The 11,295-nt window shown below is 30.0% G+C and carries 13 protein-coding genes; all 13 read right to left on the bottom strand.

Annotated elements, in window-relative coordinates; translation table 11 throughout:
- Window positions 1–4: 4 nt before the first annotated feature.
- The 13 genes from BLQ93_RS02720 to ispG all read right to left on the bottom strand — a co-directional run bounded on the left by BLQ93_RS02720 (window position 5) and on the right by ispG (window position 11,294).
- Window positions 5–277 (bottom strand): 4Fe-4S binding protein, encoded by a 273-nt coding sequence (locus BLQ93_RS02720; protein WP_025392088.1) that lies wholly within the window; start codon window positions 275–277, stop codon window positions 5–7.
- An 18-nt stretch (window positions 278–295) separates the two neighbouring features.
- Complete coding sequence (locus BLQ93_RS02715) at window positions 296–2,530, bottom strand: NADP-dependent isocitrate dehydrogenase (RefSeq protein ID WP_092128018.1); 2,235 nt, start codon at window positions 2,528–2,530, stop codon at window positions 296–298.
- Window positions 2,531–2,706: 176 nt separating this feature from the next.
- Window positions 2,707–3,462 carry a type 1 glutamine amidotransferase gene (locus BLQ93_RS02710; protein WP_025392090.1) on the bottom strand — a complete coding sequence of 252 codons (756 nt, stop codon included), beginning with the start codon at window positions 3,460–3,462 and terminating at the stop codon, window positions 2,707–2,709.
- Complete coding sequence (locus BLQ93_RS02705; protein WP_025392091.1) at window positions 3,452–4,816, bottom strand: MurT ligase domain-containing protein; 1,365 nt, start codon at window positions 4,814–4,816, stop codon at window positions 3,452–3,454. The genes BLQ93_RS02710 and BLQ93_RS02705 overlap by 11 nt, the downstream gene beginning before the upstream one ends.
- 44 nt (window positions 4,817–4,860) lie before the next feature.
- Window positions 4,861–5,184 (bottom strand): hypothetical protein, encoded by a 324-nt coding sequence (locus BLQ93_RS02700; RefSeq protein ID WP_092128016.1) that lies wholly within the window; start codon window positions 5,182–5,184, stop codon window positions 4,861–4,863.
- An 80-nt stretch (window positions 5,185–5,264) separates the two neighbouring features.
- Window positions 5,265–5,603 carry a P-II family nitrogen regulator gene (locus BLQ93_RS02695; protein WP_025392093.1) on the bottom strand — a complete coding sequence of 113 codons (339 nt, stop codon included), beginning with the start codon at window positions 5,601–5,603 and terminating at the stop codon, window positions 5,265–5,267.
- Window positions 5,604–6,011, bottom strand: coding sequence for a DUF6115 domain-containing protein (locus BLQ93_RS02690; protein WP_092128014.1), 408 nt, complete (start codon window positions 6,009–6,011; stop codon window positions 5,604–5,606).
- Window positions 6,008–6,562: a hypothetical protein gene (locus BLQ93_RS02685; RefSeq protein WP_025392095.1), complete on the bottom strand. Its 555-nt coding sequence runs from the start codon at window positions 6,560–6,562 to the stop codon at window positions 6,008–6,010. The genes BLQ93_RS02690 and BLQ93_RS02685 overlap by 4 nt, the downstream gene beginning before the upstream one ends.
- Window positions 6,555–7,403 carry a 4-hydroxybenzoate octaprenyltransferase gene (locus BLQ93_RS02680; RefSeq protein WP_092128012.1) on the bottom strand — a complete coding sequence of 283 codons (849 nt, stop codon included), beginning with the start codon at window positions 7,401–7,403 and terminating at the stop codon, window positions 6,555–6,557. Before BLQ93_RS02680 ends, BLQ93_RS02685 begins: the two co-directional genes overlap by 8 nt.
- Window positions 7,396–7,929 (bottom strand): CDP-diacylglycerol--glycerol-3-phosphate 3-phosphatidyltransferase, encoded by a 534-nt coding sequence (gene pgsA, locus BLQ93_RS02675; protein ID WP_025392097.1) that lies wholly within the window; start codon window positions 7,927–7,929, stop codon window positions 7,396–7,398. The genes BLQ93_RS02680 and pgsA overlap by 8 nt, the downstream gene beginning before the upstream one ends.
- On the bottom strand, window positions 7,923–8,555 hold the full coding sequence (locus tag BLQ93_RS02670; RefSeq protein WP_092128010.1) for a lytic transglycosylase domain-containing protein: 633 nt from the start codon (window positions 8,553–8,555) through the stop codon (window positions 7,923–7,925). The genes pgsA and BLQ93_RS02670 overlap by 7 nt, the downstream gene beginning before the upstream one ends.
- Entirely contained in the window at window positions 8,552–10,246 is a 1,695-nt protein-coding gene (locus BLQ93_RS02665) for a tetratricopeptide repeat protein (protein WP_092128008.1), read from the bottom strand. The genes BLQ93_RS02670 and BLQ93_RS02665 overlap by 4 nt, the downstream gene beginning before the upstream one ends.
- The gene (gene ispG / locus BLQ93_RS02660; protein WP_173800999.1) at window positions 10,227–11,294 is read right to left on the bottom strand and encodes a flavodoxin-dependent (E)-4-hydroxy-3-methylbut-2-enyl-diphosphate synthase; all 1,068 of its coding nucleotides are present in this window, start codon (window positions 11,292–11,294) and stop codon (window positions 10,227–10,229) included. Before ispG ends, BLQ93_RS02665 begins: the two co-directional genes overlap by 20 nt.
- Window position 11,295 lies beyond the last annotated feature (1 nt).

The following is an 11,295-nucleotide window of genomic DNA, read 5'->3' as shown; positions in this document are numbered from 1 at the left end:
CCCTTTATTTGGACTTTGTTACAATATTACCCTTACTATCTTTAAATGTTATCTCAAGACCAATATCTACCACATCAATTGCAAAATGAGGACAGGCGTTTTCGCAAAATTTACACCTAATACAATCTTCAGGCCTTACTACCTTGCACATTGAACCAGTCCAAACATGCAAATCTTCTACAAGCTCAAGCACATTTTTTGGGCATACTTTAACGCATATGCCACAAGCAGTACATAAAGCTTCGTTTACAACAACAGGTAATCGTTCTTCTGTCATCTTTTTTCTCCTTTAAAATTAAATTGAATCTATTATAGAATTTAATGTTTTGCTTGGCCTCATTGCCATCGATAATTTATCTTCATCTGGAAAATAGTAACCATTTATATCAGCAGGTTTACCAGCTGCTGCTTTTAGTTCTTCTATAATCTTTGACTCGTTATCACCTAATTCTTTGGCTGGCTTTGAAAATTTAGTTTGCAATTCTTTATCTTCGGTTTGTTGGGCCAAACTTTCAGCCCAATACTTAACAAAATAATAATGCTGGCCCCTGTTATCTAGCTCACCTGGCTTTCGTCCTGGCCATTGTTTGTTTTCTAAAAGTTTAGTTAGAGCAGTCTCGGATGTATCAGCCAACACTTTTGACTTTTTATCTCCATATTTTTCTTCAAAAAATCTCAAAGCTGTTGTAATAGCAGTAAATTCTGCTGTTGAGTCCCATCTTAAATGCCCCTGTTCAATAAACTGTTCAACATGCTTTGGTGCAGAACCACCAGCACCTGCTTCAGATACCCTTCCACCAGCAAGCAACGGTATGATAGAAAGCACTTTCGCGCTTGTGCCTACTTCCAAAATTGGGAAAAGGTCAGTTAAATAATCCCTTAATACATTACCTGTAACAGCTATAACATCCTCACCTTTTCGAACTTTAGCTACTGTAAATTTCATTGCCTCCTGAGGCTTTAATATACGTATATCCAAACCAGTTGTATCGTAGGCTTTTAGATATTCATTAACTTTTTTGATTAATTGTGCATCATGAGCTCTGTTTTCATCAAGCCAGAATACAGTAGAATTCTTGGTCTGTTTTGCTCTTTCCACTGCTATTTGTACCCAGTTTTTAACTGCAGCATCTTTTACCTGGCATCCTCTCCAGATATCCCCTTTTTTAACTTTGTGTTCAAATAAAACATTGTTGTTCTCATCTACGACTTTAAAAATTCCATTTGATGGAGCCATAAAAGTTTTGTCGTGTGAACCATATTCTTCAGCTTTCATAGCCATAAGTCCAATGTTTGTAACTGATCCCATTGTTGTCCTGTCGAATTGGCCGTTTATTTTGCAGTCTTCAATTATTTCTTTATACATTGTAGCGTAACATCTATCTGGTATAACCACTTTAACATCATTTTGTTTTCCATCTGGACCCCACGCTTTACCACCATCCCTTACTATTGTAGGAAGAGAAGCATCTATTATTACAAGATTTGGCATATGGAGGTTGGTAATACCTTTGTCTGAATCAACCATAAATAATGGTGGATTTTTTTCATATACAGCTTGAATGTCCGCTTCAATTTCTTTTTGCTTATCTTCTGGCAATTTCTTAATTTTCAAGTAGATATCTGCAACACCATTGTTTGGATTTACACCAATTTCCTTGAATGTTTGTTCATGTTTTGCAAAAACGTCTTTATAATATTCTTTTACAGCAAAACCAAACATCACAGGATCGGATACTTTCATCATAGTCGCTTTAAGGTGAAGTGACCAAAGTATTCCTTCTTGCTTTGCTTTAGCTATTTCTTCTCCAAAAAATTTTTGCAAAGCTTCTATATCCATAAATGTTCCGTCAAAAACTTCCTTTTCCTGTAATGCCACTTCTTTCAGTGTCTGGGATTTACCAGTTTCATCAATAAATTCGATTTTTACTTTCATTGGTTTATCTGTTGTAATTGATTTTTCATGTTCGTAAAAGTCACCGCCATTCATATGCGCTACATGTGTTTTAGAATCTTTGCTCCACGGCTTTAATGGTAAACCCATAGCATCTGGATATTTTTTAGCACTTTCTTTTACAGATTTAGATATAGCTCTTATGTTGTTTCCTTCTCTTAGCACTGGGTTAACTGCACTACCTAAAACTTTTGAGTATGTTTCTTTTATTTTCTTTTCTTCCTCTGTCTTTGGATCTTCAGGGTAATCCGGCACATTGTAACCTTTATTTTGTAATTCTTTAATAGCAGCAACCAATTGTGGAACAGAAGCGCTAATGTTAGGTAATTTTATAACATTAGTATCTGGCAATTTAACCAATTCTGCAAGCTCACCCAAATCATCTGGGACCCTTTGATCTTCTTTTAAGTATTCAGGAAAATTGGCAAGTATTCTACCCGCTACCGAGATATCTTTGATCTCAACATCAATACCCGCAGCTTTTAAAAACCTTTCAACTGCTGGTAACAACGAAAACGTTGCCAAATAAGGCGCTTCATCAACCTTTGTCCAATAGATCTTAAATTTGTCAGACATAGACCCTCCTAAATTAAATTTATATTCTATTTTTATAATACTTGCTTTACTCTAGCCCACCCCCCTTAAAATTTTAACGCATTTTATATGAAATATTATATAATGTCAAGCTTGCTATCACGGCTTCTTTTTCACTAATAAATAGAACATATAAAATTTTCTATTATTTACAAATTTTATGATTGAATTTTAAGTCTATTTAATAAAGTATTAAAAGCCTTAAGCTCTAAAGAATCATCCAATTTTTGTAAAGTAACATTTGAATCGTATTTATTTTCAAGTGCTTTTAAAATTATATAATCAGTCAAATGAGGGTTTTTTGGCAACAATGGTCCATGTAGGTAACAAGCAATTACATTTTTGTAAATGACACCTTCTGTTTTATCAAATCCATTATTACCGAAACCAATTTTCACATAACCGAATGGTTCAACACCTTTTCCTAAAAAAGTTTGACCGCTATGATTTTCGAACCCAATAATTTTTTTATTTCCAAGTTTGAGTTTTTTATTTGTTTCTATTACTACGTTGCCAATCATACGTTTTGGCGAGCTTTTAGTATATACATCTAAAATCCCAAGACCTTCAATTTTATTGCCATTTGAATCAATATAGTACTTACCCATCAATTGATAAGAACCACAAATTAGCAAAAAAACCTTACTTTTCTCAACTTCATTATTTAAAAAATCTATTTTTTGCTGGCTAAAATTATTTGAAACAATTTCTTGAGCTATATCTTGCCCGCCTCCCCAAAAATATATATCAGATGGATAAATGCTATCATAAATATCACAATAGTGTATAAAAGCTTCAACACCTCTCCATTCGCAACGCTTTTTTAAAGCCAAAATGTTACCACTATCCCCATATGTGCTCATTGTATTTGGAAAAAGAAAGGTAATATCTAAAGAAAGCTCTTTATTGTTCATAAAAACTTTTATAACCTAGCTTACTTAAATAATTTTTTAACTCAATTAAAGCTGTGTATGTTAAAAATACATGGAAAGTACCATTATTTGACTGCTCAATTTTATCAAAAAGCTCCTTATATGTATCAAAAAAAACATAATTTTTTACACCAATATCAGCATATTTTATCCTCAATGCCATATCAAACATGCGAGTACCACCAAACATCAAATCGTTTATTTTGTTATTTAATAGATCAAAATTCACATCCCAGATCCAAGAAACATCTCTACCATCAGCTATGTTATCATTGAGAATGAATATAAAATTTTTTTTATTATCATCAATGCTTGATTCTAAAGCTTGTGTAAAACCAACAGGATTTTTTACCAAAATTAAAAAAATCTCTTTGTTCTTATAATTAATGAGTTCATACCTTCCAAATGTAGATTTAAAATCCGAAATATTTGCACATAACTCACCTATATTGTAACCTAGCTCTATACACGTCAAAAATGATGCTGCAATGTTATAAATGTTGTATTTTCCTTGCAATGGCATTGTGGTAAAATATTTTTTTTCACGATAATTTACTTCTATCTTTGTTGAGTCCTGAAAAATTTTTCCAGACAAATCTGGTTCAGGCCTTTTAAAGTCGCAATTTGTACAAAAATAATCCCCAATGTGAGAAAAATATCGTTTTTTATAATCCAATCTGCCTCCACAAATTGGACAAAACAAAACATCTTTAAGATTGTCCTGTGTGATTTTATAATCGGTTAAACCAAAATAAGAAACTTTCAGATCTTTTTTATAAAATAAAGAAGCAACGGAAGGATCATCGGCATTAGCAATGTAATGCACATGAGGATTATTATGGATTAAAGCACTCCATCTCTTTCTAATTGTCTCTATTTCCCCATATCGATCCAACTGATCTCTAAATAAATTTAGCATAACAATATAATTTGCTTTTATATCCTGAGTTATCTTTTCTAAAGCAAATTCATCACACTCAAAAACAAAGTAATCAAATTCTTGAGTAAATTTTTTATTTAACGATAGATGTGGTACGATTGAACTAATAATTCCTCGCTTTAAGTTAGAACCGGCATGATTATTTATAACTTTTTTATTTTCTTTTGTTAATAAATGAACTATCAAACCAGATGTTGTTGTTTTCCCATTTGTCCCAGTAATTAAAATACAATTTTCTAATTGAGAACTTATTGTTTTTAAAAAATCTGGATTTAGCTTTTCGACAAAATATCCCGGTAGTGCAGTAGCACCTTTATTCAATATGCCAGCTAATTTTACAATTGCTTTTGCACTTATCAAAGATAAGACATAATTAATATCATTAATTGGTAACATTAATAATCAAATTTGGGTGAGCGATAACTCACCCATTAAACCAATTAACAACCTTCAACTTTCGGTTTTGCAGCTTTTGATGAAGATGACTTACTTGCTGCTGGTGCAGCTTCTTTTTTCATCTCTTTGCTGCTTGATTTTGTAGCGTTAGTAGAAGTCGTTGCATTTGTAGCATTAGTAGAAGTCGTTGCATTTGTAGCGTTAGTAGCATTAGATGGAGCAGTAGTTGCATTTGTAGCATTAGTTACATTTGTTGTGTTTGTTGTGTTTGTAGCATTTGTAGCTTGTTTTTTCTGGCAAGATGCCAAAGTTAAACTGCTTGCTAGGAATGCTGCCATCAACGCAATCTTAATACCTTTTGAATTCATGTTCCAAATACCTCCTAAAAAATATTTTACATAATATTGTAGCTCTTAATATTTTAATGTCAAGTATATTTTGACTAAATTTATACAGCATCTTCGCCTTTTTCGCCTGTTCTTATCCTTATAGCTTCTTCAATAGGTATTACAAAAATTTTTCCATCACCAACTTTTCCAGTTTTTGCATTTTCTATAATCTTTTCTATAACTGCATCAACCTGATTGTCACTTACAACAACCTCTATTTTTATTTTTGGTAAAAAATCAACAATATACTCAGCACCTCTGTAAATTTCTGTATGACCTTTCTGTCTACCGTAGCCTTTAACTTCACTTATTGTAATACCCTTTATCCCAATTTCATTTAGACCCTCTTTTACGCTATCAAGTTTAAAAGGCTTTATTATAGCTTCAATTTTTTTCATTTAACCCCCTTGGTATAGTTTAACAATTAATTCCACTTCACCTTTTGGAATATTTAATTGGTTTGATATTTCTTCAATTGATAGCTGCTTATTAAACATTTGTATAATTTTTTCTTTAGTATCATTTTCAAATGTTTTTATTTTAACACTTTTTATTAATTCTGTAAGTACAGTATTTTTTTGGCGTACATCATCCAATACTTTTACAAGACTTGCCTGTTGAGATTCAATTTTCTTATTAGCCAATTCTATCATATTTTTTTGCTGATTTAACAAATCTTTGATAGACATAATTAATGATGAATAAGATCTGTTAAGCTTTGTATCAATATATTTTTGCCAAATCAAATATGCCATTACGATAATATCAAACAATACCTGAAGAATAATAAAAATATTTTCTTTCATAATTCTAATTGCTTTGATTTCAGCCTTTCTCTGTCTAATAATAGCCCATAATATATAATTAATTCTTGATTGTTTTTGTTTATATCTAAAAATTTAGCTTTTGCGCAAGAATTCCCATTTTTTTGAAAAACATCTGTAATTTTAGCTGTCGCTTTTATTTCATTATGAGAAGAAATAGGTAGAAAAAAAGAAATAGATAAAAAATCACCTACTTGCAAAGAATTATTATTGATAAAATTAATCTCACTTGCACTAACAGAACAAGTATAGGTTTTATTATAATTAAGAAATTTTTCTTTTTCTTTGCCGTCACGCAAAAGTGTAATTAAATAATTTAATTTTGCATCGATTTCTTTCATCATAACAACAAATGCTTTATTTAGACTATCAAATGAAGAATCAATATTATTTTGTGCCATCAAAAAATTAAAACTATCGTCATGACTTTCTACTCTATAAATTTCTTCTTTTTCTTTTTGCAATTGCTCTTGCGTAATTTTAGTATAGTAAATAACAAACTTTGATTCTATTAAACGATAATCATCAGACATTTACAAACCTTCCCAATAAAAAAGCAACAATCAACACTATGCTAATATAACTATTTATGTTAAAAAAAGCAATATTAATTTTCTTTAAATCTTTAGGATCAACCAAAAGATGTTCAATAACTAATAAACCAAAAACTATAAAGGCACCAATATAGGTAAAATAATTCAATTTATAAACATACATTGTTAAAAGTAAAAAAACAAATGCAATCAAATGGAATAAAGCTGCTAATATCCGCGCAATATTTGGACCAAATTTTACTGGTATTGAATAAACACCATTTTTTAAATCAAACTCAAAATCTTGTAAAGAATAAAGTATATCAAAACCCCCAATCCAAAAAGCAACAAATAATGCTAGATAGAAAATATTTAAGTCCAAATATCCTGCTGCAGCTACAAACCCACCTAAAGGAGCAATAGCATCTGTTACACCTAAATAAATATGACATAACCATGTAAACCTTTTTGTATAAGAATAGGTAATTAAAAAAAACAAAGCAACAAATGATAATTTAAAAGCTAAAAGATTAAGTAAGTAAGCAGATATCTCAAATATACAAATAGAAATAATAGTAAATAACCATGCTTCTTTTAGTTTAACCACACCACGTGGTAACTCTCTATTTTTTGTTCTAGGGTTTAAACTATCAATTTTATAGTCAATAATCCGATTTAATGTCATTGCAACACTTCTTGCACTAATCATAGCTATAGTTATTAAAATAGTTATTTTCAAATTGTAATGATTTGATAATAACATACCAATATAAGCAAAGGGTAAAGCAAAAATACTATGTTCAAATTTTATCATTGATAAAATTTGCTTTAATTTACTCATTTATAGCTTTCCAATACTTAATGTAATATTCAATACCTGAAGTCAAAGTTGTAATAACCGTAATATAAAGAAAAATCATACCGATCTCAAAAAAAAATTTATTTTGATAACCTACAATTAAAAAACCTAAAGCAATAAACTGGCTAAAAGTTTTAACCTTACCTTGAATAAGGGCAGGTAATATAAAATTTTTTGCTGCAAGTTGCGCTCTCAAACCTGTTACGGCAAATTCTCTAAAAATTATTATTAAAACAAGCCAATATGGTATATTTATAATTTTAATCATGGCAACAAACAAACTTATAACAAAAATTTTATCTGCAAGCGGATCTAGCAATTTACCTAAATTACTTACAAGTTTCTTTTTTCGCGCTAAATAACCATCAAGATAATCACTTATGGCACCTATTAAAAAAAGTACTAAAGCAGTGTAATTATGATGAAACTCAAGTAAAAGTATAACAGGAATTGTTATAATAATTCGTGTTATTGATAAAACATTTGGAATACTTTTATAAACTACCATGATACACTTGGAATATTTGTAAAAATTCCGTTGCTCTCCACTATCTTCATTGGTTTTTTATTAGACTTAAGACTCTTTAAGTTATTATAAACCATAACCGGAGTTGACCCATCAAAATATGCCATTACGGTTTTTACATAACTAATTGTTTCAGCAAATGGTGGGATACCATTGTATTTATCTACATTGTTTGGTCCGCAGTTATAAGCTGCTGCAGCTAAAGCGTAATTACCAGAATATTTGTCAAGCAAAAACTTTAAGTATTTCACACCACCATAAATATTTTGCTCTAAATTATAAGGATTAATATTTAACAATGAAGCAGTGGATGGAATTATTTGCATAACACCAATAGCACCTTTATTTGAAATAGCTGAATGATTTAAACCTGACTCTGCCATAGCGATCGCTAAAACAAACCTTTCATTAACACCATACTTTTGAGCAGCTTTTTCTAAAAGATCTTTAATGAAAGATTTTTTATAATTGGGATTATTAATAACATTACTAAAAAAAGTTGGTCTATTTTTATACACAATTTGACCATCTTCTATTGTGGCATAAATATTTGATGCAAAAGATACTTTATATAATAAAATAATGCATAAAAAAACTGCATACTTCATTTTAATGCTTTTATTATTTTCTTTGCTGTTTCATTGTTAGGTTCGTTTTTTAAAACTTCAATTGCAATTTTTTTTGCTTTGGATTTATAACCCAGGGCTTCATAAACTTTTGCAAGATGCAAAGCAATTGTGCTTTCTGGTTTTTTAAGTAACCTATTTGCTCTTTCTAGATAATACTGTGCCAGTTTAAATCGTTTTTCCTTGAAATATCCCCAACCTAAACTATCTAAATAATATGGATTATTTGGCTGTAGTTTTAAAGCTTTTTTAACCATGTCTATACCAGCTTTAACATCGATATTTTCATCTATATACAAATAACCTAAATAATTTAACACTTCTGGATCATTTGGGTTAATTCTTAAAGCTTCATTTAAGAAATGTATAGTTTTTTGTTTATCATGTTTTTTATTGTAATATACATCGGCTAAATAAAAATATATTTTTTCTTTATCTTTTATTATTTTGGTTGATTGTTTTAGGGCATCAATCAATCCATTCCAATCTTTTTGTTGATTTAATATATAAAAATATGTTTTGTATAGTTCTTCGTTTGGATTTAGTTCAATAGCTTTTTGAATTGCCTCTATAGCTTTTTGCGGTTCTTTTAGCTCAAGGTAGCAAAGAGCTTTTTTGGCTTGAGCATCGGTATACAAATCGCTGGCAAAATCAACATTAGATAGCTCAAGCAACGCTTGTTTATAATTTTTTAAACTAAAATAAGCTACACCTAAAAAATACCTCAAGGTTGGCGAATGTTCTATATCTGGATTATTACTTAAAAGATCAACAGTTTCTTTATAATTTTTATTCTGTAAAAGCAAATAAGAAAGTCTTTCAAGATTTACCTGAGATTTATCCAAATTATAAGCTTTTTTGTAGTATTCTATTGCCTTTTTTAAATCCTTGTCAATTGAATAATAAATACTTGCTAAAGCAGTATAAACATAAACCTCTTCTTCTTTATTCTTGTTTGGCAATTTTAGAAAATCCTCATAATATTTTAATGCTTTAGTATAATCATTGTGCTGAGCATATAAATCGCCTAAAGCAATGTATGCTTTTGGATATTTATAGCTTGCTGACATTTGTAGATAATTTAATGCATTGTTATCAAGATTAAATTTATAATAAACCTGAGAAATATAAAAATACACTTCACCTTTATCGCTAAATTGCCTAGCTTGCATTAAATAATTTATTGCATTGTTTATATCACCAAGCTGAGCATATAATATAGCAATATTTTTGTATACATCAAAAGTTTTTATACCGGATTTAACTAAAACATCAATGGCTTTTTGATATTGTTTTTGGATAACATAAATATCAGAAAGCAATAGATAAAGTTGATTGTCTTTTGGATATTTTTCTATTGCTGTTTGCAAAACTTCCTGGGCTTTATTAAAATCTTGAAATCTTATTAGCAAATTTACAAATTCAATAAAAAAATGTTTTTTTGGATTATCTTTTAAAAATAATTCGTATTCTTTTATACCTTCTTTTATATTATTATTATAAAAGTATGTAAACGCCATTATGTAATGATAATCGCTTGTATTTGAATATTGGTTTAAATCAAATTCTTTGATATTGTAAGATGTATTAACAGAAGGCACAGTAGCACAAGAGGAAAGCACTAAAATAATCGCGCTAAAGCAACAAAATACTTTAATATTCTTTTTTAACATACTCTTCAACCTGATCTACAAAACTATCGAGCAATTCGCTTTCTCTAACTTTTTTAACAATTTTACCATTTTGGATAATTAAACCAAAATGCCTGCCGCCAGCTATTGCTAAATCTGCTTCTTTAGCTTCGCCTAATGCGTTTACAACACATCCCATAATTGCCACCTTTATTGGTTTTTTAATATGTGCTAATCTTGCCTTAACCTGTTTTGTTAACTCAATTAAATCTATTTCTATTCTACCACAAGTTGGACAAGAAATAAACTCTATTGATTGTTTTTTTCTTAAACCCAAAGCATTTAAAATTTCAAAAGCAACATCAATCTCTTTTTCTGGACTACCTGTTAGAGATATTCTTATTGTATCACCAATACCTTGCCTTAATAAAACGCTCACAGCACAAGCTGATTTAATTATACCTTCAAAATCACCTCCTGCTTCTGTAAGACCTATATGCAAAGGATAATCAACCATAGAAGATATTTTTTCGTAAGCTAAAATCGTATCTTTTACATTTGATGATTTAATTGATATTTTAAAGTTAGTAAACCCCATATCTTCAAGCCTTCCAACCCAATTATAAGCGCTCTCAACTAAAGCATCCGCACATACATGATTATATTTTGCTAGCAAATTCTTTTCCAAAGACCCACTGTTAACACCTATGCGCAATGGTATGTTGTGACTTTTTGCAGCTTCAACAATTGATTTTACTTTATCAAAGCTACCAATATTGCCAGGGTTAATTCGAACACAATCGGCATCGTTTTCAATTGAGCAAATGGCAAGTTTATAGTCAAAATGCACATCAGCAATAATTGGTATTGGACTTTTTTGTTTTAATACAGACAATGCCTTACAAGCCTCTTTGTCTACTATAGCACATCTTACTATTTCGCAACCTTTTGTGTATAACGAATTTATTTGTGCAAGTGTTGCATTAATATCTCGTGTATCAGTATTTGTCATAGATTGGACACTTATTGGCTCAAAACCACCTATCGCAACATTTCCAACGTATATTTTTTTTGTTTTTTTTCTTTGAATA

Origin of the sequence: Desulfurella multipotens (assembly GCF_900101285.1) — a bacterium.
Lineage (GTDB): Bacteria > Campylobacterota_A > Desulfurellia > Desulfurellales > Desulfurellaceae > Desulfurella > Desulfurella acetivorans.
The sequence above is the reverse complement of the archived record's forward strand: the minus strand, read 5'-3'. Positions and strand labels throughout refer to the sequence as shown.